Raw genomic sequence first — 22207 nt, forward strand, 5'->3', positions numbered from 1 at the left:
AACGTGAGCCGTCACAAAACGCCGACTTTATAATCACACAGATGCATAATTTCAGATAATGTCAGTTCAGGTAACCGGAGTTACGGGAGTTCCGATCATCCAAAAAGGTGATGATCTTCCATCAATAATCTGCGCAAACACCAGTTTCACAGACGGAGACATCATCTGCGTCGCCTCCACCATCGTATCAAAATCTAAGGGATACACCCATGCCCTTGACAGCATCACTCCTTCAGCTGATGCCAAGAGAATCGCAGCAAAGACCAAGGAAGACCCGCGGTTCGTGCAGGCAGTCCTTGACTCATCCTCAGACATCATCATCGAATATCCGTTCATCCTCTCGGAACTACCGTTCGGGCACATTGGCGTGCGGGCAGGTGTTGACAACAGCAACATCGAAGGAGAAAACATCATCGTACTGCCCAAAGACCCGATGGGAGAGGCAAAAGAGATCAAAGATACAATCTACAAAATCTGCGGTAAACATATCGGCGTTATCGTCACCGACACCTGCGGGCGTGCGTTCCGCCGCGGTCAGACCGGCAACGCCATCGGCTGGGCAGGCATGACAGCAATCCGCGACTTCCGCGGAGACCACGACCTCTTCGGTCTCGAACTTGAGATCACCGAAGAAGCAGTTGTTGACGAGATTGCAGCCTTCTCCAACTTCATCATGGGCGAAAGCAACAACGGTGTTCCGGTCGTCAAGTTCTCGGGCTGCGAGACCTGGAAGGGTCACGACTCCCTCTACTTCACCAAAGAAGAGGATCTTATCCGCAAATCCCTCCAGAAATAATATCATGAATCCTGAAGACAACGTGTTTGCCCTGCTGGACGGCCAGGACTGCCCCTACACAATAACCCGCCATCCGGTGGCCTACACCTATGAGGACATGGTAAACCTCGGGGTCACCGAAAAGGGCGAGGTCTGCAAAAATCTTTTTTTACGTGATGCCAAAGGGAGGAGGCACTTCCTCGTGGTCATGTGCGGCAGAAAATCTGCGGATCTGAAAGCGCTCGCAGAAAAAATCGGATCAACTGCGTTAAGCTTCGCATCCGAAGAACGCCTGACAAAATATCTGAACCTCTCCCGCGGGGAAGTCACGCCGTTCGGCACACTCAACGATACAGAATCCGCAGTCGAGGTGGTGTTTGACGCAGATCTGAAGAAAACTCCCTGTATTGGCATTCACCCGAACACGAATACGATTACCGTCTGGATTGCGTATGAGGATGTTAAAAAAATCGTCAACGATCACGGCAACCAGATTACCGAAATAGAAATATAACTAAAAAAACAAATGCTGTCTTGTGACAGCACAATATCCTGCAGGTTTTTTCTCGCTAAACCTGTGTTAGAAGAACAGGTTCAGCAGGTATATTGCTACACCGACAGCCGCCGCAACAATCAGCACGGTCTTTGGACCGATGTGGACTGCTTTCCGGTTGTCAGCGTCATAATATGTGACAAGACCTGCGGATGAACTTAATCCTCTGCCCGACTTCTTTGCCATACCATATTATGTTCCCGCTCTAAACATATAAATGAAGAGGAGTATCTGCAGGCATGCTAAACAAAGAACTTCAGGGACTCGCATTCTGCGGCGATACGTTTACGCCGCGCAATGTATCGATCGTAATTGAGCAGGGAGTTATTACAGAGATAGCGGATCTGGCAAAGCCTGCAAGGCAGTGGATTATTCCTTCATTTTTCAATGCCCACACGCATATTGCAGATACGGTCGCGATGGATACTCAGGTTGCGGGAAGAACGATCTCGGAGCTTGTCGCTCCGCCCAACGGTCTCAAGCATCAGATTCTGAACAAAACTTCAGACGACTCCCTCGTCTGCGCGATGCAGGAGACGATGTCATTTATGCATGCGACCGGCACGACCGGTTTTGCCGAGTTCAGAGAGGGAGGAAAGCATGGCGTGGATCTTTTTTCCCAAGCAAAATCAGAAATATCATCAGTAGTATTCGGCAGAGACGGCGGCGAGTTTATCGCAGAGGGTCTCGGGCTGAGCAGTGCAAAGAACCGCGAGTCTGATCTCTCTCAAGTCGAAAAAGCACGCGCTGCGGGGAAAAAAATCGCGATTCATGCGGGAGAGGCCGGAATCGGAGACATCGATGATGCATTTGCGCTGGAGCCGGACCTCATCATCCATGCGACGTTTTTTGAACACAAACATATTAGGCAGGCAGCTGACGAAAATATTCCGCTGGTGGTGTGTCCGAGGTCCAACTGGATTCTTGGCGGGACTAACGACTCGTCAAGACCGCCGGTGAGAAAAATGCTGGACGCGGGATGCACGCTCTGGCTTGGTACTGATAATGTGATGTTTGTTCCTCCTGACATGTTTGCCGAATGTGCATTTTTGACAACAGTCTACAAGACGACTCCTGAAGAAACGCTTCGGATGGCAACCGGAGGGGCGGCACTTCTGGGCCGTCGCGGCGTTTTGGATGTTGGGGAACCTGCGGATTTTATCTGTCTTGATCCCGGGTATGTGAATAAGTGGACGCAGTGTCCGGCTCTCTCGTTATTTTCCCGTCTTGGAAGCAGAGCGGTTCGGTGCGTGCATGCGAGTATGCGATAACCAGAGTATCAAAAACGCGAATCCCGCGAATAAAAAATCGCCAATGGCGATTTTTAAAATTATAGTAATATTATTTATTTTCACACAGATTTTTCCGCCTTGAAAAATGAAAATAATTTTTCATTCGCGCTATTCGTGCTATTCGCGTTTCAAAATTAGATCATCCGAGGATTATTTATCCTATCAACACGAGAGTAAAATAATTATGTTTACCAGAATTCTTGTGGCACTGGACGGCTCTGAGATCAGCCGTCTGGCATTTACCCGGGCGATAGAGTTTGCAAAAGAAGATTCTGCAGAACTCCACGCAGTTGTGGTCGTGAACTCTCCGCACATATGGAAAGACGATAGTCCGGCGAATCAGACCAAGTCAGAGGCGGATGCAAAGACCCTGCTCGACGAGATCGAAGCACGCACCAAAGAGGCAAACCTGAAGTTCGTGCCGCATCTTGTCTCCGGCCATCCGGGAGACCGCATCGTCTCCATTGCTGACGAAATCGATGCCGACCTGATCGTAATCGGATCCCTTGGCAAATCCCATCTCGACCGGCTGCTGCTTGGCAGCGTCTCCTCATATGTGACCCAGTACAGCAAAAGAAACATCATTGTCATTCGCAACTGACAAAATCACTCTGCCTGCTCCAAACTCTTTTTAAGTTTGAAGCTGATATGTAACATAACGACAAATAGGAGGTATTCAAGTCATGTTTTCCAAAATACTTGTAGCAATAGACGGATCTGAAATCAGCCGCCGTGCATTCACACGGGGAATCGATCTTGCAAAACAGAGTAAAGCAGAGCTTCACGTCATCTATGTAATCGAGTCCGGCATCGTCAGCCCAGCACCGGTCGACACCACCTGGGAACTGATCTACGAAAGATTCGAGAAAGAGGGCCACGAGGTCATCACCGAACTCGTGGAGGACGCAAAGAAAAAGGGCATCACCGTTGAGCCGCACATTGAGGCGGGCCATGCGGGCGACACCATCCTTGACACCGCTGAAAAAGTCGGTGCTGACTTAATCATCATCGGCTCCCTCGGCAAATCCAAACTTGACCGGCTGCTGCTCGGCAGTGTGTCCACCTATGTGGTCAACTACGGCAAGACCAATGTCATGATCGTGCGGACCTGAAGTCTGCATCTTATTTTTTTGATTTCATTCATCCAAAACCTGTTCCATCGAAGATTTCGCAGGAACTGTGAAAGTTATTCAGGGTATTTTCGTCTGCGCGCAACTGTTTTCCTCCTCAGTTGCGACACCTGAGGTACGGAAAGCCGACAGCCGTTTTTTTGTCAATGCTGACCCAATTAGAGAGAATAATCTTTTTTCCCTACGGCTTCATCTGTTATGCCGGATAGAACGGTTTTTACATGAATAGCCCTAACGTAATTCTAACTTTTCCACCGGGGAAGTGTACTGCCAGCAGTACAGATGAATATTTCCTAAAAGACAGGGAGGTGTATGATGACAACTGAAGAAATGCTAGCGAAAGACTATATGACCAAGGACGTCGTGACAGTGGAGATCCCCTCCAGCCGTGATGATGTTCTGCGCATTCTGAAACGCACCGGTATTTCCGGCGTGCCTGTTGTGAAAGGGGATCAACTTCTTGGAATTGTTACCAGAAAGGATATTCTCCATAATGCGGAGGAGACCCAGGTGGCACTTCTTATGAGCTCGCAGCCGCTGACCATCCGGCCCGATGCCACGCTTGCCGAAGCAGCCCGGGTCATGACAGAGTTAAACATCCGTCGTCTTCCGGTGGTTGAAGGCAGCCGGCTTGTCGGGCTCCTGAGCGTTTCTGACCTCGTGAGTGCAGTTGCAAAACTGAACGACAAACGTGAAGTCCGTAATGATTTTGTCGGCGAAGGAACGTTCGCAATCTGGGAAGAGACACCTCTGCCGGTTGTCGGACGAATCATGGAGCTTGCAAAGGTTGATGCGATGCCGATCTTGAACTCGGAAAACAAACTCACCGGTATCATCTCAGAGCGCGATCTTATCCGCTGTTCCAGAATCGAGGACGATGTGCAGACAAGCGACTTCTCGACAGGAACTGATGACGATGAGTGGACCTGGGAAAGTATCCGCGATAACCACACGATCTCGTACGGTGTTTCCAAAGTGGAACTCCCCAACCGTCCGGTCAAAGACGTGATGGTAACAAAGGTCATCTCTGTCCCGAACAATGCCGAGATCAGCGACTGTGCACTCAAGATGAAACGCGGTCGCGTGGATCAGATGCCTATCATCGACAATGATATGCGGCTGTCAGGCATGCTGTTTGACCGTGATGTGATCAAGGCATTATACGAATCTGAATAATCCCCTCCAAATTTTTGTCACTTTTTTTTCTTTGATCCTCAAAGAGAAATTATATTAAGGCGCTTGTCCTACGAGATAGTATGGCAAAACCAGTATTATACGATTTCTTTGCAACCTGGTGCGGTCCCTGCAGAATCCAGGGTCCGATCATTGAAGATGTTGCAGCAAAAATGGGCGACAAGGTTGATGTGAAGAAGGTGGATGTGGATCAGTTCCCGGATCTCGCAAACAAATACCAGATCAGTGTTGTCCCGACGCTTGTCATCGAAAAGGACGGCAAGATGGTTCACCGCCTTGAGGGGGTCACCGATGCCGCCCGCCTTGAGTCGCTGTTAAAGCCGCTGCTCTGATCTTTTTTTTCTCATATTTTTTTGAAATTTTTGCTTTTCTCGTAAATTCGTTTATTGGTGAATACAGTTTGGGATTGATCAGCTCCGCCCACGGAAAAGCGGAAAACACGGAGTTTCACGGAAAAAAACATCACGGAGCAGACGTGAACACCACGGAAATGCATCGTTTTAGGATTCTGTGATGTTCATGCCTCTCAGTGATGTTTTTTCCGTGAAATTTTCTGTGTGTTCCGTTTTTCCCGCGTAGCGGTAAGCATGCCGTAGGCATGCGTTCCGTGGGAGGTCAGGAATTAATAGACAACATCATATTTTTTTTAGGACTTACTCGGTATGAAATAGTATAAGGAAAAAAGGATTTTCTGTCCTTGGTTTTGTTTGGGGCAACCACGGAACACACTGAACACACGGAATTCCACGGAAAAATCCACAATGATACTCATCACCGCGTAACTCCTATTTTTGAAACATTTCAGGAAACCATTTTTTCAAGAAACACTAATATGTTCTCATGACTTTGATTACCGTTGAGGTTGTCGGATACACCTATCGTCCCTGCGGTCCGTTTCCCTGCGATGCGGAGCGTTCCTGCGGTCTTGAGACATGCTTTCAGAAGGAGAAACTGTCGTACGCATTCCCTGCGCTTGCTGATGCACTGAAGGAGAAGTACGGCGATAAGGTGTCGGTTGAGCTTGTTGCGCTTGACAAAGAAATTCCCGACCGCGTCAAAGAGCTTGTCCGCGTTGAGCACCCGCCGCTGCCGATCATTCTAGTGAATGGAAAGCTTGTGCCGATCGGTGCGGTGTCGGTCCCGCGAATCAGCGAGTGCATCGATTCGCTTCTGTAAAAAAATATTTTTTTTATTTTATTTTTGGTAGAGTTTGGTGTAGTGTAAAACTTTGCAGCAGTGTTCAGCGAGTGAGGTGAAAAGGTATGCCTGATCAAGATCTTTTCCTGCGGCAAAAGTTCCGTGTCCCCGTGCGATGACAATGTTGGAATTTTTCAAGGCAACGGCAACTGCGTCAGCAAGCTCCTGAGTACCAGGGGCTCCATCAACCACGGCAATTGCAGGGGCAAGCATTTTTCCTTCGCTGTCGATTGTGATTATCTCATCAACAAGAAGCGACAAGGCAACGGCGTGAGCGGGATGAGCGTGGACGATTGCCGCATGAGTATCATTTGCATTGTAGATTGCGGTGTGCACACGCCACTCGCTGGATGCCCCGGGCGTTACCCTGCCGTTAAGCGGCATGAGAACAACCTGGGCAGGGTCTGCATCAAGGTATGAGCCGGTGCGGGTAATGAAGTAGCCGTCCTCAGTTCTGGCACTCATGTTTCCGAAGTTGCCGCCGACGAGATGTTCGGTGAAGAGACGTTTTCCTATTCTGGTGAAGTCGGCAAAGACTGCCTGGTCATTCATATGAATAGTATGTTTGCTGTGCTGCCGTAAAGATACTGGTTAAGGTATTGCTGTGATTTTATTCGAGGTAACCACGGAATGCACGGAGCACACAGAGCTTCACTGAAAATCGCATACCTTCGGTCTGCTCACCGTTTCGCGGGAATGCACGGAGAACGCCTGCGGCGCCGGAATGCACGGAATATATTTTCCATATTTTGAGAGAATAAAAAAATAAATTATCTCGGGAATCTTTCCGTGCATTCCGGCGCCGCAGGCATTCTCCGTGCATTGACTCCGTGAAGTTCAGAGAAATTTCCGTGCATTCTGTGGTTATTCCAAGTAAAACCACAATAAAAAATCACTAAAAAAAGTTCAGAGGGAAAGTCTGACATCATTGCGTATCTGAGCAACCGCATTGCCGCCAACGAACACGCGGACAATACCGCCGCTCTCTGATACCGTAACACCGATTGCAGGGGCAACTTTCGTGATCGCCGCAGTTGCCAGATGGCGACCGCCAAGTCCGCTCTGCAGTTTCACATCACGGCCGTCAGCATCAAGATACCGGCCTGAGGCTGCAATGATTCCGTTTTTATCGAGGATGAACACACCGTCAAGCTGGGCAAACTCTTTGACGCTTTCCCAGTTTTCTTTTATCCTGACATCGCGAACCGACTCGGAATGCCCCTCATACGGATTCAAGACACCCTGATGCGACCAGCGTTTCAGCTCCTCAATGTCGCCCATGATAAAGGCGGTACCGACCGCTCTCCCCTCACGGCCCTCGCGGGAGATCTCAATCGCGAGAGAGAGGACCGCATGCAGTGCGTCGATGTCTGCGATCTCTGCATACTGTTCAATATTGAACTGATCATTGGTGTCCTCGATGTCATAGATGAGAAGAGCATACGGAAACACCGCAACGACCGTGCCGCTCTGCGTTTTGGTGAGAATCTTGTACTGAACAACCGCATCGATGATATGGTTCGAACAGTAGTCAACCAGCGTCACCATCGTATGATCACGCAGAATCTCCGGCTGGATGTCGCGAACCCAGATGACCGGAGTCTCAAGCGCAATGTCATTGTTTTTGTTCACAAATGAAATTATTGCAAGGGCATTCACGGTCCTTGCAAGTTCATCTGCTGCGAGAAGCAGTGTACGATCCTTTTCTTTCATACGACCTCCTTAACCAGCAGCGGAATCTCCGACGGACGGGTTGCAACAGGAATGCCGAGCTCTTTCAGCCGCTCAATCTTGGAAGCGGCATCACTTTCACCACCTTCAACGATTGCGCCCGCATGACCCATGCGTTTCTCTTTGGGTGCAGAAATTCCTGCAATGTAGGCAACAACCGGCATCCCGAGAGACTCGGCACGCTTTGCTCCGCGAATCTCTAAGTTGCCGCCGACCTCGCCGATCAGAACTGTGGCACGGGTTTTGCCGTCTGCATAAAACACATCCATGACATCCGAAAATGTCTGGCCGATGATCGGATCGCCGCCGATGCCGATGATACCGGACTGGCCGAAACCTGCAAGCGACAGCTCGGAGATTACCTCATACGTCAGAGTTCCACTGCGTGAAACTACACCAATATCGCCTTTGCGGCATAAATTGGTTGGGGTAATGCCAAGTTTGCACTCCCCTGGAATCAGGAAACCAGGACAGTTCGGGCCGATAACTTTGGTGCCGCAGGTTCGTGCGTACGAAATTGCCCGCATCACATCATGCACTGGAATGTGTTCGGTGATAACAACGACCGTTGGAATCCGTGCGTCCGCAGCCTCCATGATCGCGTCACCGCAGCCGCCTGCCGGAACGAAGATAACGGACGCACCGATATCATGGTGGTCCATTGCATCCCACACCGTGTTGTACACCGGAACGCCGTGCACCTGCTGACCGCCTTTTCCCGGAGTCATGCCGGCAACAACGCCGCGGCCGCCAACCTCTTTTGCATACTGGTTCATCAGATTGATGTGGAACGCTCCCTGCGAACCGGTTGCGCCCTGCACCAGAATTTCCGTATCCTTGTCTGCATAGATCATTTGTTTGCCACCTCCACAGCGGCACGGATTGCCTGATCCATGGTGTCAAGCATCAGGTATCCCTTCTCTTCCAGCAGCCGTCTGCCTTCCGCCTCGTTGGTGCCGGCAAGCCGGACGATGACCTGCTGAGGAACGCCTGCATCAATAATACCGCGGGCGACCTCGTCGCAGCGGGTGATGCCGCCAAGCAGATTGACCACGATGACTTTCACGCCCGGCATTGACGCGACAAGACGGACCGCACGGGCAACACGCTCGAACCCTGCGCCGCCACCGACGTCAAGGAAGTTGGCGGCGTGACCGTTGTAGTGGGCGATGATGTCGAGCGTTGCCATCGTGAGACCGGCACCGTTGCCGATCACACCAATATTACCGCCGAGCTCCACATAGGAGAAGCCGTGCTTTTCCGCCTCGGCCTCACGCGGAGTTAAGTCGCGGTTCTCGGAGATGCCCTGACGGACAAGAGCGTTGTCGTCAAGAACAATCTTACCGTCTGCGGCGATGACGCCTTTCGGTGTCATGACCAGCGGGTTGATCTCGGCGAGGATGGCGTCGGTCTTGCAGTAGACATGGTAAAGCGCGTTGATGACCGGTCCGATGGATTTCGATGCAGAGCCCAAAACATTTCGCATGATGAAGTCAGGGACATCGGTGAAGCAGGGATCGATGAATGCACGGTGCAGTGCTCCGGGGTTTTCTTTTGCAAGTGTTTCTATCTCAACACCGCCCTCTTCAGAGAAGAGGATGACCGGCATCTTGGCCGAGCGGTCGATGGTGATGCTGAGATAGTACTCATGCTGGATCTCAAGCGCCTCTTCGACCAGAACGAGCTCGACAGGCAGGCCTTTGATGGTTTTGCCAAACAGTTCCTTGGCAACATCGCTGATGTTTTCCTCGGTCGCAGGGAGAATGCCTCCTGCTTTGCCGCGGCCGCCGACATCCACCTGTGCTTTGAGCACGACTTTGTCTGCAACCCGGGCCTGGGCGCTTGCGGCCTCTCCAGCACGGGTGATGAGTTCACTGTTCGGGACAGGTATGCCTGCGTCCCGGAAGATCTTTTTTGCTTCGTATTCGCGGAATTTCATGTTCTCTGCTCCCTTACCAGTTCCATGCCGATGGAAAGGGCTTTCTTATTGTTTTCTTCGGTACCTTTGGGAACGCTGTCAAGGACTGCGTGTTCAAGCGCCTCATAGCTGATGATGCCTGTTGCTTCAAGAATGCCGCCAAGCATAACGACATTGGCAAAGACCGGTTTCCCAAGTCTTGCCTTTGCCTCAGAGGTCGCGGGGACTTCGTAGCAGAGGCAGTCAGGACGGCTGGTAACGTAGCCCGGGTCAATGAGCATGACAGCGTCCTCTGATGCGTTTGAGCCGTATTTTTTGTAGGCCTCTTCAGACATGATGGCATAGATGAGGGGATTGGTAACCTTCGGGTAATGAATCGGTTCATCTGAGATGATAACAGCTGATGCACTTGCACCGCCGCGGGCTTCAGGGCCGTAGCTCTGAGTCTGCACAACGTACTTGCCGCCGTAGAGTGCGGCTGCACGTCCGAGGATGACTGCGGCGGTGATGATTCCCTGACCGCCGAGTCCGGAGAAGCGGATTTCATTTCTCATGATCTTCCTCCGAGAACCGGATTATTGCGCCGAACCAGCTCGCCGACAATGAACTTGCCAGGTTCAAGCGGGATGCCTGCTGCTTTGTTGCGGTCAGCTTTGTCTTTGAGGATTGAGTTTGCACGGAGAACATCAACCATCTGGGATACCTGACGCATCTTATTTTTGCTGCCGAACGAGGTCGGGCACTGGGTCATGACCTCGATGAAGGAGAGGCCGGGTGTTTCAATTCCTGCACGAATTGCCAGAGTAAGCTCCTTCACATGGTATGAGGTCCAGCGTGCGACATAGTTTGCGCCGGCAGCTTCTGCGACTGCGCAGAGATCGAACGGCATTTCGCGCATGCCGTACGGGGTTGTGGTGGAGATTGCACCGTACGGGGTGCAGGGACTTCCCTGACCGCCGGTCATACCGTAGATGGTGTTGTTCATGCAGACAACCGTGAGGTCAATGTTTCTCCGGCAGGCATGAATGAAATGGTTTCCTCCGATTGCGGAGAGATCTCCGTCGCCGGTGAAGACGATGACGTCGTGGTCGGGTTTTACCATTTTAACACCGGTTGCAAACGGCAAAGCCCTGCCGTGCGTGGTGTGCAAAGAGTCGCTTGAGGTGTAGCCTGATGCACGTGACGAACAGCCGATGCCTGAGACGAAGGTTGTTTTGTTTCGGTCAAGGCCGAGTTCGTTGGTTGCACGAAGGGTGCAGTTGAGGATTGTTCCGTTGCCGCAACCCGCACAGTAGATGTGGGGAAGCCGGTCCTGTCGGTACCATTCTTCAAGGGTCATAACACAACCTCCGTCACGGGAGCGGTCGCAGTCGCTGCAACGTCTGCGGCATGCTTGAGTTCTGCTACGGTGTGAAGAGCTCCGCCGAGTTTTGCGGCGGTAACGATCGGGACATTGGTATGCATGCGGACTTCGCGTGCCATCTGACCAAGGTTCATCTCAGGAACCACGAACGCTTTGGCAGCCCCGAACTCGCCAAGTTTTGCGTCAGGGAACGGCCAGACGATTCTGAGATTTAAGTGGCCGTAGATTCCGGGATAATCTGCAAGAAGCTGCTGCACTGCACGGGTTGGTGCGCCGTAGCTGATGAAGACAATTTCAGCGTCAGGGTTTACGATGTCAACGTCTGCGATTTCGTTTCTTGCATCTTCGATCTTTCGCACCATTCTGCGGACAACTTTTTCGTGGAGGTCAGCTGAGTCGGTTGCCGGATATCCCCGCTCGTCATGAGTGAGTCCGGTTACGTGGACGCCGAGACCGTGGCCGAATGTTCCAAAGCCGGGAACGCCGTCGACCCCGGGTCTGAAGGGAAGTTCTCCCTCGACAAGTTCGTGGCGTGGAGTAATCTCGACATCTGATCTGAGAATGACTTTTTCCCGCATGTGGCCGATGGTTTCATCGGTCATGAGAAAGACCGGAGTTCTGAACCGGTCGGCAAGGTTGAAGGCTTTGACGGTCAGGTCAAACATCTCCTGAACCGATGAAGGGGCAAGGGCGATGATGCTGTAGTCGCCGTGCGAACCGAACCTTGCCTGCATCATGTCGCCTTGGGCTGCCATGGTGGGCTGGCCGGTGGAAGGGCCGCCGCGCTGGACGTTGACAACGACGCAGGGAGTTTCGGTCATTGCTGCATAGCCGATGTTTTCCATCATGAGAGAAAAGCCGGGGCCGGACGTTGCGGTCATGGTACGTGCGCCTGCCCATGCACCGCCGATGATTGCGGCCATGCTGGCGAGCTCGTCCTCCATCTGAATGAAGGTGCCGCCGATTTTGGGAAGGCGGGATGCCATTCGTTCGGCAACCTCGGTTGAAGGGGTTATAGGGTAGCCTGCGAAGAATCTGCATCCTGCGGCGATTGCTCCTTCGGCACATGCGGTGTTTCCGTTGAGGAACTCAGTTTTATCGGTCAATATTCAATCACCACTTTATGCGCTTCGTAGGGTTTTTCCTCGATCCATGCAATGGCCTGATCCGGGCAGGTGAGCTGGCACATGCCGCAGAGCTGGCGGCCGTAGATCTTCTGCAGCCGGCAGTTGGTGCAGCGCTCAGGCTGGTCAAGGGCGGGTATTACATAGCCGCGGGGACCCGGGCGTTTGCCTTCCTGAAAGATCCGGTAAGGACACACCATGGTGCAGAGGTTGCAGCCTTTGCAGCGGTGTTCATCGATGACGAGCTTCATTAGATACTGCTTATATTATGCGTTTTGAAAAGGGTAAAAGTTCTCGTATGAGCACCAGTATATTGAGAGTGGATGTGAGTATGGAGAGGGGACTCGCGCGAAATTTTTTTTCAGAAAATAGCGACAACACAGATGTGTAGTTTTGCTTTGATGATCCGCGCATGAGCCATGAAGGTGTCCAATCCTCCCTGATTGAAATCTTGTCGTGTCAAGTGAGACTATTTTCAGAAAATTGATTATTTTTCAGCAATTTGTATCACAGAGATACAGATATTATTCTATTTATCTATGTTTTTGGCACTAATTATTTATCTAGGTATATCCCATCTACATATTATGTACCCGGTGGAAGTTCTGCCAGATGTCTCGAATACAATGAAACCACATCGAAAAGATTCTGCAGTATCTCCGGTAATTGCAGTCCTGCTGATACTTGCTATCACGGTTGCTTGTGCTGGTGTTACTGCCGCTGTGTCGTTGGGATTTGCTGACAATTTGCAGAGCGGAAAGCAGGTTGGGCTGATAGTGAAACCTGCAGATTCGGGAGGGGATGTTCTGGTAACAATTGTGTCGGGAAAAGATGTTCCAGAACTGACGAAACTTGAGATAATTGATGGTGGGGCAGGGAATGCGAAGTATCAGGAGGTGAAACATTCTGACGGAATGAAAATTGCGTCATTTACTGCTGGATCAGGGTATGTGGCGGAAAATGTTGCGTTTCCGGGAAACAGGATGGTGTCCTATACTACACCAGTCATTGTAAAAGGAACATTCAAAGACGGAACAGAAGTGATTCTGCTGAATACAAAATTATCTTTTTCAAACATCATAGTATCTCCAATATATGGGATATTGAATGACTTTTTCGTGGAAAATTATGATGGTTCAGTTAATGTCAGCCTTATGGATCTTTTTCTCTACGGACAAAAACTTAGTTTTACTCACAGCCAATTCCACATAATAGATAACAACGGTAAAGAGCAACATGGCCTCACTATTACTATCCCAAAGGGAATGTTGGATGAAAATATATTTGCAAAAATTACTATCTCTAAAATAGACAAGGATGGAAATACTGAGGTAAATACAAACACCATAGGCGCAATTAGCAACAATCCTAGTTTGACAATGTATACTGTGGATAAAGAGAAATACGAAAACGTCGTAGTGCAGTTGGATCTTTATGATAAATGGGATTACCAGGAGTATCAAAAAAAATATAATGCTTGGAAAAAAAGCGGGAAAACAGAAGATGAACCAGAAGAACCACATACAGTTGGGTCTCAGAGTGGGACAATTACTCTGACTGGAAAAGGATATTGATCGATAACCATTCCAGAAATAAAGTCATTAAACTAAAATCATGTTGAAATTCTCCTGATGATAAATATCATCTCATTGGATAATAATCCGTTTATCTTATCTCCGTTGAACGGGAATAGATTAGATACAAGAGGGGGTCCCTCCCCTACGTGGTGAATACGCGAAATATGGTTGCAGACAACTATACCCCCGAGTCGGTCGCCGAAGCCGTCCGAAAATATGACGGAGTCAGACGCAAGCAGGCGATCGGCAGTCTGGTGCGGTCACTTCACATCGACAACATCGACGTCGTTGCCTCCTACGGAGAGGACGCCGCCGTCATTCAGAACGGCAGAACTGCACTGCTGCTTGCCGCAGACGGCATCTGGAACAAACTCATGGAGGTGGACCCGTACTGGGCAGGATACTGCGCCATCCTTGTCAATGTTCATGACATCGCCGCAATGGGCGGTCGTCCCGTCGCCATGGTTGATGTACTCTCAGCCTCAGACGACGCTATCATGTCTGAAGTCAGCCGCGGCATGCATGATGCAGCAGTCGCTTTTGATGTTCCCGTCGTCGGCGGACATCTGCATCCTGACGCACCCTACAATGTCATCGACGTCTCTATCCTCGGAGTTGCCGAACTCGACAACATCATCTACAGCAGCAAGGCCCAGCCAAATGATGCCATCATCGCGGCAATTGATCTCAAGGGCCGCATTCACCCCTCGGCACCCATGAACTGGGACTCGGTCACCATGAAAACGCCCGAAGTTCTCCGTTCCCAGATAGCGGTCATGAAGGATCTCGGAGAACGCCATCTCCTCACCGCAGGAAAGGACATCTCCAACCCCGGCGTGATCGGAACGCTTGGCATGCTGATCGAGTCAAGCGGAGTCGGTGCAGTCATAGATCTCGCCGCAATCCCGAGCCCTGACCTTGATGCCCTTGGCATCACGTTCGAGCAGTGGATCCGCATGTACCCTGGGATGGGTTTCATCATGACCGCCCATCAGTCAAATGTGGAAGCAGTCTGCAAGAAATTCCGCAATGCAGGCATGGCAGCTCAGGTGATCGGTACTGTCACCAGCACCAAAAAACTCACCCTTGTGAAGGGAGAGCAGGAGACACTGCTCTTCAACTTCTGTGAAGAAGGCATAACAAACATATGATCACGATTGGCATCGGATGCAGCAACGACGCAGCAAAGGTCCTTTTGAGTGCAGGACGCATTGCGAACGAAACGCTTCGCGTCCGCTGCTACTGTGATGCAGAAACTGCCGCAGGACGCGTTGCGGGCCCGTTCGTTGAACTCGTCGTGTGCCAGACTCCGCATCAGAAAATCATTGACGATCTGATTGCCGGAACTATTGACGGTGCAGTTAGGGGAACACTCCCTGCAAACGATACACTCCGTTATCTCAAAGCCGCATGCAATGTTACGCGGCTTGAACGCATCGCACTTCTTGAGACCGCTGACCACCAGAAATTTTTCCTCGCACCGGTTGGCGTTGATGAAGGATGGACGGTTTCAGAAAAAGTGTCCCTTGTTTTAGATGCACGCGAGCTTGCACGCAACTTCGGGATCTCTGAAAGGACCGCCATACTCTCCGGCGGCCGGCTCGGCGACATCGGAAGACACCAAATCGTTGACAAAACTATTCATGATGCAGAGGAGGTTGCAAGACTTACCGGTGCCGAGCATAGAGAGATTCTCATCGAGGATGCGGTCAAAGACTGCGGTGTCATCATCGCCCCTGACGGCATCTCCGGCAACCTGATTTTTCGTACTCTGACCTTCCTTGGACACGGCATCGGGCATGGTGCGCCCGTAGTGAATATATCTCCTGTATTTGTGGACAGTTCGCGCGCATCGGCCGGATATGACGGTTCACTGCGCCTCGCCGCAGCGCTCGTCTCCGGGAAAAAACGATAATTATACTGATTTTTGAAAATTGACCCGCATTTATTGCCATTTTTAAATATCGCCGATAATTCGCGGACGAAATCTGATTCGATGCAAAATAACGTCCAAACAAGAAAAAAAAGATGTTTCTTGAGATATATTTATATATTTTATAGAACTATTTTTTCATTGGTAATATTTATGGCAGACTTACCAAAAGCAGCAGTTGTCAGACTTGCAAAGAAAGCAGGTGCAGACCGTGTCGGTGAAGATGCAGCAGACGCACTTGTCGCAAAGGCAGAAGCATACATCGAAGAGATTGCAAAGCAGGCATTTGAACTTGCCCAGCATGCAGGTCGCAAGACCATTAAGGCAGAGGACATTGACCTCGCCACTAAAGAATAATACTGATTTTTTTTTGAAAAATCAGGGGTGTGGAATAACTGCCGATTGTGGTAGTGTTCAGGATGCCGGTATCCATTCCGGATACCGCAATATATCCTTTCACCAAGACTCATTTTAGAAATTCATCAGAGGAGACGCTGATATTTTTCAGCTTTGCCCTGAAGTTTTTTTGGTAACAAACGATGTTTTGCATTGATCATATTTCATCCTGTAAAAGCAGGGATATAACAAGCAAAAAGATAGGACTCACGTGGTGTGGTTTTGTTATATGCGGTTTTGCTTGGAACAACCACGGAATGCACAGAGCACACGGAGCTTCACTGAATGCACGGAGAATGCCTGCGGCGCCAGAATGCACGGAAGAGCTAAGGAAGTTGGTTCTTTAACCAATAACAGACACATATACTCATGCTCTTAGTTTTTCCGTGCATTCCGGCGCCGCAGGCGTTCTCCGTGCATTTCATTTTTTTCCGTGAAGCTCTGTGTGCTCAGTGCATTCCGTGGTTACTCTAAGTGAGGCCAAGGACAAAAAAATTTCAAACGATGAAACTGATCACCGCGTAACTCCCAAAAGAAAAAATTGTGGAGAGGTTTTACGCCTTGTGCAGAGTAATCAGACCTGACTCGCTGGTCAGTGTCTGACCGTCAGCAGAAAGCGTGTAGGTTCCTGCGCTAAGGTGCTTGTCTGAACTCATAATCTTATACGTGTTGTCTCCGGTCTTTTCCCAGGTAAACATCGTTGTGCCTGCGGCAGGAGAGAGGTCGGTATGGAATGCAATGGAACCTGTGCCATCATTCACAAACTGGACGGAAACATACACACCAAGCACCGGCTTGGTCTCCCAGTTGCCGACAACCGGATCAGCACTAACGCATCCGGCAGCAAAGACCAGGGCAAGTGCCGCACAAAGCACTGCAGCAAGTAAAATCTTTTTCATAATACATTACCTCTCAGTCTCATCATATATTTTTTGTGAAATAGCTAAAGAGGGATCAGGCACGCCTCCCGCAGTACCAGTCCCTGAAACATCTTCTTCGCTTCAAAATATATTGCCCGACAAAAAAGAAAAAGATCAGAACAGGCGTCTGCGCCATTTTCTGATCTTCTGCAGTCCTTCGTCCGTATACGGAGGGTAACGAATGGCAGGGTCTGAGGATTTTTTCCGGCGTGCAACAGTCTGTTTGCGGGAGAAGGTATCGATAGAATATTTTCCATGATAGCGGCCCATGCCGCTTGTCCCAACGCCGCCGAATGGTGCGTTGCCGTTCGCAGCCTGCAGCATCACGTCATTGATGCAGACGCCGCCTGCGGGATGGCGTGCGATCATCTGTTCGGCAAATGCCATGTCAGAGGTGAACAGATAGAGGGCAAGTGGTGTCGGCGAGAGCAGTTCGTTTAGATCAGACTTCGTCCTCCAGGTGATAATCGGAAGGATGGGGCCGAAGATCTCCTCATGCGTGACCGGGTCGCCAAAGGATGCAGACAAAAGTACCGGCGTGAATCTGCGGTCACCCGGGTTATGCATACCGCACTGTTTGAGAATGCGTTCCGGCTCGCAGTAGCCAAGAAGTCGGTTGTATGACTCGGTGGAAATAATTTTTCCATAGTCATGACTCATGGTCGGGTTTTCGCCATAGAATTTTTCAATCTCTCCGGCAATTTTGTCAACGAGAATGTCGCGGACCGAGTCATGCACGAGAAGATAATCAGGGGCAACACAGGTCTGACCGGCGTTCGCACATTTTCCCCAGGCGATGCGTCTTGCTGCTGCGTCAAGGTTTGCCGTCTCATCAATGATGCAAGGGTTTTTGCCGCCGAGCTCAAGCGTTACCGGCGTCAGATTGCGGGCCGCAGCTTCGGCAATGATTTTTCCGGTCTCAATTCCGCCGGTGAAGAAGGTGTAGTCGTAGTGATCGTCAAGGTTTACCTCCTTGAAGACAGAGACCCAAGACTCAGGAAAAGCTTCGGAGAGAATGATCTTCATGATCCGAAATGTTTCCGGCGCACGACGCGAAGGCTTCGCAGCAACAACGTTTCCACATGCAACTGCTGCTGCGAGCGGCTGCATCAGAAGAAGGAAAGGATAGTTCCAGGGAGCAATAACCAGCACAAGTCCGTGCGGGACGGTGCGAACCTCAGTAACTGAAGAGAAAAGGAACAAGGGTGTTTTGGCCATCTCGGTCTTCGTCCACTTGGCAAGATTTTTCTCAAGAGTTTCGATCTCCTGCAGTACCGGTGCAATCTCAAAGCTGTAGGCCTCAAACGCAGGTCTTCCAAGGTCAGCTTCAAGCGCCCGCAAAATCTCAGGCTCATGGCGTTCGATTGCCTGCCGAAGATTGGCAAGTGCAGTCTTTCGCGATGCGAGAGAGCGGGTTGATCCAGCCACAAAGTAGTTTCGCATCTCATCAAGAGTCATTGAGTGAACATAAGATCTGTTGGTATAAATCTTCTCTGTATGTGATGATATTGGAACAGACCGCACTTTTAATACCGGTAAAACACGATATTCATCGTAATGATAGCCCAGCATCTCACAAGAATACGTATTGAGGGCTTTCGCTCGATTGAGAGAATCGAGATACCGCTCGACCGGATAAATCTGTTAATCGGACCGAACGGTTCAGGCAAAAGCAATGTGTTGAGCATCTTCGAGCTCCTGCATGCCGTGACTCTTGGAAAACTCCAGAAGTTTGTTGAAGAGAGCGGAGGGGCTGAGATACTATTTCGCTACGGCACCGACAGGACAGAAAAGGTGCAAATCACCGCAGAGTTCGGCGATAGTTTGTATGAGGTTGTGCTGACAGCAGACGAAACTCATCGCTGCAGAATCTACAGCGAACAGCTGATACTTGCGGCAGGAGAGAAAACGCTGACCCTGAAGTCCAAGGATACTTCAGAGACCGGTGTCTTCACCAAAGTGAACGAACATCCGTCCTGCGAAAGTTTCCGTCTGCATCTCCAGAGCTGGACCATCTACCGATTTCAACAGCGGTGCGTCAATCATGACGATGAAAAATTGACAGCGTTTCTTCATATGCTGAAGAACATCGAACCTGATCATTATCACAAAATCGTTGACACGGTCCGGCTCGTGTTCCCTCAGTTCGGCGACTTTGTGTTCAGGAACGATGCGGACAAACCTTCCATATACTGGATGGACAAAAACTCAGACGGTTACGCGTTTCCTCTGAGTGCTCTGTCGGGAGGGACCGCACGATTCGTTGCCCTTGCGGTTCTTTTGATTCAGCCGTGCCCTCCGAAACTGATCCTCATCGACGAACCTGAACTTGGACTGCATCCGTTTGCGGTTGCGGCACTCGCTGATCTGATCAAGTTCGCAGGCCAGAAGTCCCAGCTCATCGTCTCCACCCAGTCAGTTCAGCTTCTGAATGCATTTGATCCTGAGACCGAGGATGCGGAAGGGTGCAGCATTTTGATTGTGGAAAATCATAACGGTGCAACGTCGGTAACCCTGACGACACCGGAAACTCTTGCTGACTGGATTGAGGAGTACAGTATTGGGGAACTCTGGCAGATGAACATTCTCGGAGGCAATCCGTGACGCTCCTCCTCAAGATACATGTCGAAGGATTTACCGAAGCCGCATTTGCTGCACATATTCTCCGCCCGTATTTTGAGGGAATGGGATGCAGCATCACGGTTGTCATCAACAAAACCAGCAATGCCCACGGCGTCACCCATCGCGGCGGACTGAGCCATTACGAACAGTTCCGCATCAATACCCGCTGGCTTCTCAAAAACAAAAATGCGGTGGTGACCACGATGATCGACTACTACGGGCTGCCGGCGGACTTTCCCGGGATGGAAAACATCTATGACTACCCAACTTCGTATGAGCGGGTCAGGTACCTGGAACGGATGCTGGATGAGAACATCAGCGGCGAAGACATTCCTGATGACAACTTTATCCCCTACATCCAGCTTCATGAGTTTGAAGCACTCCTGTTCTCCGACATTGCCGCAATCGACAAAGTGCTCTCGGTCGGCAGAAGCTCACACTGCAGAGAGCTTAAAGATATCCGCAGAAATTATGAGCCTGAAGACATCAACACGAGGCCTGAGAGCGCTCCGTCGAAGCGGCTGAAGCATTTGTATCCGAGGTACTCAAAGACGGTTGAAGGAATTTTAATCGCAGAAAAAATCGGGCTTGCAGACATCCGCAGGCAATGCCCTCACTTCAATGAATGGCTCACCGAACTCGAGCGGGTTGTTGCGATCAAAGGCATGTGTGCTGCTGAGCAACGATAAGCAAAAACGCGAATCACACGAATAGCGCGAATAAAAATCGCCAATGGCGATTTTCAAAAAAATTGATCGTGATTCTATCTAAAAAATATATTACTTAGTATTTCCCTAAAAATCGCCATTGGCGATTTTTTATTCTGCGAAGCAGTGAGCACGACGGAACGGCGTGCGATTCGCGCTATTCGCGTTTCAAAAAAAATTATGCTGATTTCGTCGGGTCAACCCGGCGGACCATCAGCTTCACGTCGCCAGTACCGAGCAGAATCGGCTGACCGACGATAACGTTCTCGGTAACACCGGACAGCTCATCGAACTCGTGAGCGACCGCGGCATCCAGCAGGTGATTGACCGTCACTTCAAAGGATGCACGGGAGAGGACCGACTCCTTCTCGCCGGCAATACCATGACGACCAATCTGTTTGACCTCGCCGTCCATACACATAATGTCTGCGACCAGCATGATGTGACGAAGATCGACCGAGATACCCTGTTCCTTCAGCGTAGAAAACGCCTCGTAGATGATAGCAGACCGTGCTGCCTCAATACCCAGAGTTCCGGCAATTTCAGCGATGTTGTTGGTTCTCGTTCTGGTGCAGTCAACACCATCAATCTCAAAGACATCCTTCAGGTTCGAGCCTTCCGTGTGGAGAATGTACTCATCATTCTCCTTTCTGACCACAACACGGCGGATATCATCAATACCCTGCACGATTACCTGACGGACATGCTCTGCCAGCTGGAACAGATTCTGGTATGACTCCTCGTTCTTTGGCAGGAACCGGAGAATACCGTCCTTGTCATTGATCTCGACCTCAAAGTCGCGGTAGTGGCGCTTGTCCTTGATTTTCTGCGGGGCACGCTCTAAAATCTCGGCAACCGAGATCTTTCTCTTCTTGCACACCTCGCGGTTGATCTGTACAACTACACACATATCCGCAATATCAGTCTCGATATCACCGAACTCATGCAGAGGTGCTGCCTCAATCTTCCAGGACACTTCACGTGCCTTGTCGCGGTCCTCGCGGTAACTTCCCTCAAGGAAGATCGTCATGGTCGGCGTGGACGGCTCTTTCCTTGCGTCCATGATCTCGATAAGACGCGGGAGACCTAACGTAACGTTAATTTCAGCGACACCAGCATAGTGGAAGGTACGCATTGTCATCTGGGTACCCGGTTCACCAATCGAGTGGGCTGCATTGATTCCCACAGCTTCGCACGGCTGCACACGGGTGCGGTCGTACTCCTGATTGATACGGGAAACGATCTCCTCAAACTGCTCGTCAGTCACATCACGTGCAGAGTCATGTTTGGCGATCAGAATTTTTGCAAGCTCAGTCGTTGTTGAGACCGGCATGTCCTCGTCAACCAGACGACAGACACGGGTCTTCATCCGGTCAAGGTTGACAGACTCCATTTCTTCAGGGGTCTTGTCCTCAAGCCAGATGCGGATCTGATCGAACAGAGTCTTTGGCAGATTCCATTCGCGCAGCATCTTTGCAACACTGCTCTCAGGAATCTCGATCTCAGAGACAGTTTTCTTTCCTTTTCTGGACCTTGACTTTGTCTCGTCGTCCTCATCCTCGAACTCGTCAGATTCGTCCACGATCTCTTCGACAATTTCGATCTCCTCAACCAGCTCAGGGATGCCTGCCTCGTACTGACTAATTACTGCGTCCTCAAGTGAGTCGCCGAACCGACCCTCACTTTCTTCAACCGGATCCATCGGAATGTCTTCATCGATAAAGGTCGGTGCAGGGAATGCAGCCGGCTCTTCTGCCTTCTTTCTTGGCGCCATT

26 protein-coding genes are annotated in these 22207 nt (G+C 50.4%); 14 read left to right on the forward strand and 12 right to left on the reverse strand.

Annotated elements, in window-relative coordinates; all coding sequences use genetic code 11:
- The first annotated feature begins 58 nt into the window (after window positions 1–58).
- Window positions 59–796 (forward strand): coenzyme F420-0:L-glutamate ligase, encoded by a 738-nt coding sequence (locus tag McpCs1_RS01475; RefSeq protein WP_338095474.1) that lies wholly within the window; start codon window positions 59–61, stop codon window positions 794–796.
- 4 nt (window positions 797–800) lie between these two features.
- Complete coding sequence (locus tag McpCs1_RS01480) at window positions 801–1289, forward strand: prolyl-tRNA synthetase associated domain-containing protein (protein ID WP_338095475.1); 489 nt, start codon at window positions 801–803, stop codon at window positions 1287–1289.
- Between the two features lie 66 nt (window positions 1290–1355).
- On the opposite strand, the gene McpCs1_RS01485 is transcribed toward McpCs1_RS01480, so the two are convergent.
- The gene (locus McpCs1_RS01485; RefSeq protein WP_338093884.1) at window positions 1356–1514 is read right to left on the reverse strand and encodes a preprotein translocase subunit Sec61beta; all 159 of its coding nucleotides are present in this window, start codon (window positions 1512–1514) and stop codon (window positions 1356–1358) included.
- Between the two features lie 53 nt (window positions 1515–1567).
- On the opposite strand from McpCs1_RS01485, the gene McpCs1_RS01490 reads away from it, so the two are divergent.
- The 6 genes from McpCs1_RS01490 to McpCs1_RS01515 all read left to right on the forward strand — a co-directional run bounded on the left by McpCs1_RS01490 (window position 1568) and on the right by McpCs1_RS01515 (window position 6120).
- A complete protein-coding gene (locus McpCs1_RS01490) occupies window positions 1568–2599 on the forward strand; it encodes an amidohydrolase family protein (protein WP_338095476.1) in 1032 nt (343 codons plus the stop codon).
- 205 nt (window positions 2600–2804) lie between these two features.
- A complete protein-coding gene (locus tag McpCs1_RS01495) occupies window positions 2805–3221 on the forward strand; it encodes a universal stress protein (RefSeq protein ID WP_338095477.1) in 417 nt (138 codons plus the stop codon).
- 82 nt (window positions 3222–3303) lie between these two features.
- Window positions 3304–3732, forward strand: a complete 429-nt coding sequence (locus McpCs1_RS01500; protein WP_338095478.1) for a universal stress protein — start codon at window positions 3304–3306, stop codon at window positions 3730–3732.
- A 348-nt stretch (window positions 3733–4080) separates the two neighbouring features.
- Window positions 4081–4926 (forward strand): CBS domain-containing protein, encoded by an 846-nt coding sequence (locus tag McpCs1_RS01505; RefSeq protein WP_338095579.1) that lies wholly within the window; start codon window positions 4081–4083, stop codon window positions 4924–4926.
- Window positions 4927–5006: 80 nt separating this feature from the next.
- Window positions 5007–5276 (forward strand): thioredoxin, encoded by a 270-nt coding sequence (trxA, locus tag McpCs1_RS01510; RefSeq protein WP_338095479.1) that lies wholly within the window; start codon window positions 5007–5009, stop codon window positions 5274–5276.
- Between the two features lie 508 nt (window positions 5277–5784).
- A complete protein-coding gene (locus McpCs1_RS01515) occupies window positions 5785–6120 on the forward strand; it encodes a hypothetical protein (protein ID WP_338095480.1) in 336 nt (111 codons plus the stop codon).
- An 18-nt stretch (window positions 6121–6138) separates the two neighbouring features.
- On the opposite strand, the gene McpCs1_RS01520 is transcribed toward McpCs1_RS01515, so the two are convergent.
- From McpCs1_RS01520 to McpCs1_RS01555, 8 genes are all read right to left on the reverse strand, one after another.
- Complete coding sequence (locus McpCs1_RS01520) at window positions 6139–6693, reverse strand: aldolase (protein ID WP_338095481.1); 555 nt, start codon at window positions 6691–6693, stop codon at window positions 6139–6141.
- A 354-nt stretch (window positions 6694–7047) separates the two neighbouring features.
- Window positions 7048–7854: a DNA integrity scanning protein DisA nucleotide-binding domain protein gene (locus tag McpCs1_RS01525; protein WP_338095482.1), complete on the reverse strand. Its 807-nt coding sequence runs from the start codon at window positions 7852–7854 to the stop codon at window positions 7048–7050.
- Window positions 7851–8726 (reverse strand): succinate--CoA ligase subunit alpha, encoded by an 876-nt coding sequence (sucD, locus tag McpCs1_RS01530; protein ID WP_338095483.1) that lies wholly within the window; start codon window positions 8724–8726, stop codon window positions 7851–7853. Before sucD ends, McpCs1_RS01525 begins: the two co-directional genes overlap by 4 nt.
- A complete protein-coding gene (gene sucC / locus McpCs1_RS01535) occupies window positions 8723–9811 on the reverse strand; it encodes an ADP-forming succinate--CoA ligase subunit beta (protein ID WP_338095484.1) in 1089 nt (362 codons plus the stop codon). The genes sucD and sucC overlap by 4 nt, the downstream gene beginning before the upstream one ends.
- Window positions 9808–10344, reverse strand: coding sequence for a 2-oxoacid:acceptor oxidoreductase family protein (locus McpCs1_RS01540; RefSeq protein WP_338095485.1), 537 nt, complete (start codon window positions 10342–10344; stop codon window positions 9808–9810). The genes sucC and McpCs1_RS01540 overlap by 4 nt, the downstream gene beginning before the upstream one ends.
- On the reverse strand, window positions 10341–11129 hold the full coding sequence (locus McpCs1_RS01545; RefSeq protein ID WP_338095486.1) for a thiamine pyrophosphate-dependent enzyme: 789 nt from the start codon (window positions 11127–11129) through the stop codon (window positions 10341–10343). Before McpCs1_RS01545 ends, McpCs1_RS01540 begins: the two co-directional genes overlap by 4 nt.
- On the reverse strand, window positions 11126–12259 hold the full coding sequence (locus McpCs1_RS01550) for a 2-oxoacid:acceptor oxidoreductase subunit alpha (protein WP_338095487.1): 1134 nt from the start codon (window positions 12257–12259) through the stop codon (window positions 11126–11128). The genes McpCs1_RS01545 and McpCs1_RS01550 overlap by 4 nt, the downstream gene beginning before the upstream one ends.
- Window positions 12256–12528 (reverse strand): 4Fe-4S dicluster domain-containing protein, encoded by a 273-nt coding sequence (locus McpCs1_RS01555; protein WP_338093906.1) that lies wholly within the window; start codon window positions 12526–12528, stop codon window positions 12256–12258. The genes McpCs1_RS01550 and McpCs1_RS01555 overlap by 4 nt, the downstream gene beginning before the upstream one ends.
- Window positions 12529–12864: 336 nt before the next feature.
- Between McpCs1_RS01555 and McpCs1_RS01560 the strand changes: the two genes are divergently transcribed.
- The 4 genes from McpCs1_RS01560 (at window position 12865) to McpCs1_RS01575 (ending at window position 16144) form a co-directional block, all read left to right on the forward strand.
- Window positions 12865–13851 (forward strand): type IV pilin domain-containing protein, encoded by a 987-nt coding sequence (locus tag McpCs1_RS01560; protein WP_338095488.1) that lies wholly within the window; start codon window positions 12865–12867, stop codon window positions 13849–13851.
- 167 nt (window positions 13852–14018) lie between these two features.
- The gene (locus McpCs1_RS01565) at window positions 14019–15005 is read left to right on the forward strand and encodes a methanogenesis marker 2 protein (protein ID WP_338095489.1); all 987 of its coding nucleotides are present in this window, start codon (window positions 14019–14021) and stop codon (window positions 15003–15005) included.
- Window positions 15002–15769 carry a methanogenesis marker protein Mmp4/MtxX gene (mtxX, locus tag McpCs1_RS01570; protein ID WP_338095490.1) on the forward strand — a complete coding sequence of 256 codons (768 nt, stop codon included), beginning with the start codon at window positions 15002–15004 and terminating at the stop codon, window positions 15767–15769. Before McpCs1_RS01565 ends, mtxX begins: the two co-directional genes overlap by 4 nt.
- Before the next feature lie 171 nt (window positions 15770–15940).
- Window positions 15941–16144, forward strand: a complete 204-nt coding sequence (locus McpCs1_RS01575; RefSeq protein WP_338093902.1) for a histone family protein — start codon at window positions 15941–15943, stop codon at window positions 16142–16144.
- 593 nt (window positions 16145–16737) lie between these two features.
- On the opposite strand, the gene McpCs1_RS01580 is transcribed toward McpCs1_RS01575, so the two are convergent.
- Window positions 16738–17082, reverse strand: coding sequence for a hypothetical protein (locus McpCs1_RS01580; RefSeq protein WP_338095491.1), 345 nt, complete (start codon window positions 17080–17082; stop codon window positions 16738–16740).
- Window positions 17083–17217: 135 nt separating this feature from the next.
- The gene (locus McpCs1_RS01585; RefSeq protein WP_338095492.1) at window positions 17218–18561 is read right to left on the reverse strand and encodes an aldehyde dehydrogenase family protein; all 1344 of its coding nucleotides are present in this window, start codon (window positions 18559–18561) and stop codon (window positions 17218–17220) included.
- A 99-nt stretch (window positions 18562–18660) separates the two neighbouring features.
- Between McpCs1_RS01585 and McpCs1_RS01590 the strand changes: the two genes are divergently transcribed.
- Both McpCs1_RS01590 and McpCs1_RS01595 read left to right on the forward strand, forming a co-directional pair.
- On the forward strand, window positions 18661–19707 hold the full coding sequence (locus McpCs1_RS01590; protein WP_338095493.1) for an AAA family ATPase: 1047 nt from the start codon (window positions 18661–18663) through the stop codon (window positions 19705–19707).
- Window positions 19704–20414: a DUF4276 family protein gene (locus tag McpCs1_RS01595; protein WP_338095494.1), complete on the forward strand. Its 711-nt coding sequence runs from the start codon at window positions 19704–19706 to the stop codon at window positions 20412–20414. Before McpCs1_RS01590 ends, McpCs1_RS01595 begins: the two co-directional genes overlap by 4 nt.
- A gap of 196 nt (window positions 20415–20610) precedes the next feature.
- Here the strand turns inward: McpCs1_RS01595 and rpoA2 are convergent, their stop codons facing one another.
- The gene (rpoA2, locus tag McpCs1_RS01600; RefSeq protein ID WP_420847057.1) at window positions 20611–22206 is read right to left on the reverse strand and encodes a DNA-directed RNA polymerase subunit A''; all 1596 of its coding nucleotides are present in this window, start codon (window positions 22204–22206) and stop codon (window positions 20611–20613) included.
- Window position 22207: the final 1 nt, after the last annotated feature.

This window comes from Methanorbis rubei (assembly GCF_032714495.1).
GTDB classification, from domain to species: domain Archaea; phylum Halobacteriota; class Methanomicrobia; order Methanomicrobiales; family Methanocorpusculaceae; genus Methanocorpusculum; species Methanocorpusculum rubei.

Bases quoted from the DNA above. Each gene is read 5' to 3' on its own strand.
- McpCs1_RS01475 (WP_338095474.1), top strand. From the start codon at position 59: ATGTCAGTTCAGGTAACCGGAGTTACGGGAGTTCCGATCATCCAAAAA.
- McpCs1_RS01480 (WP_338095475.1), top strand. From the start codon at position 801: ATGAATCCTGAAGACAACGTGTTTGCCCTGCTGGACGGCCAGGACTGC.
- McpCs1_RS01485 (WP_338093884.1), bottom strand. From the start codon at position 1,514: ATGGCAAAGAAGTCGGGCAGAGGATTAAGTTCATCCGCAGGTCTTGTC.
- McpCs1_RS01490 (WP_338095476.1), top strand. From the start codon at position 1,568: ATGCTAAACAAAGAACTTCAGGGACTCGCATTCTGCGGCGATACGTTT.
- McpCs1_RS01495 (WP_338095477.1), top strand. From the start codon at position 2,805: ATGTTTACCAGAATTCTTGTGGCACTGGACGGCTCTGAGATCAGCCGT.
- McpCs1_RS01500 (WP_338095478.1), top strand. From the start codon at position 3,304: ATGTTTTCCAAAATACTTGTAGCAATAGACGGATCTGAAATCAGCCGC.
- McpCs1_RS01505 (WP_338095579.1), top strand. From the start codon at position 4,081: ATGCTAGCGAAAGACTATATGACCAAGGACGTCGTGACAGTGGAGATC.
- trxA (WP_338095479.1), top strand. From the start codon at position 5,007: ATGGCAAAACCAGTATTATACGATTTCTTTGCAACCTGGTGCGGTCCC.
- McpCs1_RS01515 (WP_338095480.1), top strand. From the start codon at position 5,785: ATGACTTTGATTACCGTTGAGGTTGTCGGATACACCTATCGTCCCTGC.
- McpCs1_RS01520 (WP_338095481.1), bottom strand. From the start codon at position 6,693: ATGAATGACCAGGCAGTCTTTGCCGACTTCACCAGAATAGGAAAACGT.
- McpCs1_RS01525 (WP_338095482.1), bottom strand. From the start codon at position 7,854: ATGAAAGAAAAGGATCGTACACTGCTTCTCGCAGCAGATGAACTTGCA.
- sucD (WP_338095483.1), bottom strand. From the start codon at position 8,726: ATGATCTATGCAGACAAGGATACGGAAATTCTGGTGCAGGGCGCAACC.
- sucC (WP_338095484.1), bottom strand. From the start codon at position 9,811: ATGAAATTCCGCGAATACGAAGCAAAAAAGATCTTCCGGGACGCAGGC.
- McpCs1_RS01540 (WP_338095485.1), bottom strand. From the start codon at position 10,344: ATGAGAAATGAAATCCGCTTCTCCGGACTCGGCGGTCAGGGAATCATC.
- McpCs1_RS01545 (WP_338095486.1), bottom strand. From the start codon at position 11,129: ATGACCCTTGAAGAATGGTACCGACAGGACCGGCTTCCCCACATCTAC.
- McpCs1_RS01555 (WP_338093906.1), bottom strand. From the start codon at position 12,528: ATGAAGCTCGTCATCGATGAACACCGCTGCAAAGGCTGCAACCTCTGC.
- McpCs1_RS01560 (WP_338095488.1), top strand. From the start codon at position 12,865: ATGTACCCGGTGGAAGTTCTGCCAGATGTCTCGAATACAATGAAACCA.
- McpCs1_RS01565 (WP_338095489.1), top strand. From the start codon at position 14,019: ATGGTTGCAGACAACTATACCCCCGAGTCGGTCGCCGAAGCCGTCCGA.
- mtxX (WP_338095490.1), top strand. From the start codon at position 15,002: ATGATCACGATTGGCATCGGATGCAGCAACGACGCAGCAAAGGTCCTT.
- McpCs1_RS01575 (WP_338093902.1), top strand. From the start codon at position 15,941: ATGGCAGACTTACCAAAAGCAGCAGTTGTCAGACTTGCAAAGAAAGCA.
- McpCs1_RS01580 (WP_338095491.1), bottom strand. From the start codon at position 17,082: ATGAAAAAGATTTTACTTGCTGCAGTGCTTTGTGCGGCACTTGCCCTG.
- McpCs1_RS01585 (WP_338095492.1), bottom strand. From the start codon at position 18,561: ATGACTCTTGATGAGATGCGAAACTACTTTGTGGCTGGATCAACCCGC.
- McpCs1_RS01590 (WP_338095493.1), top strand. From the start codon at position 18,661: ATGATAGCCCAGCATCTCACAAGAATACGTATTGAGGGCTTTCGCTCG.
- rpoA2 (WP_420847057.1), bottom strand. From the start codon at position 22,206: ATGGCGCCAAGAAAGAAGGCAGAAGAGCCGGCTGCATTCCCTGCACCG.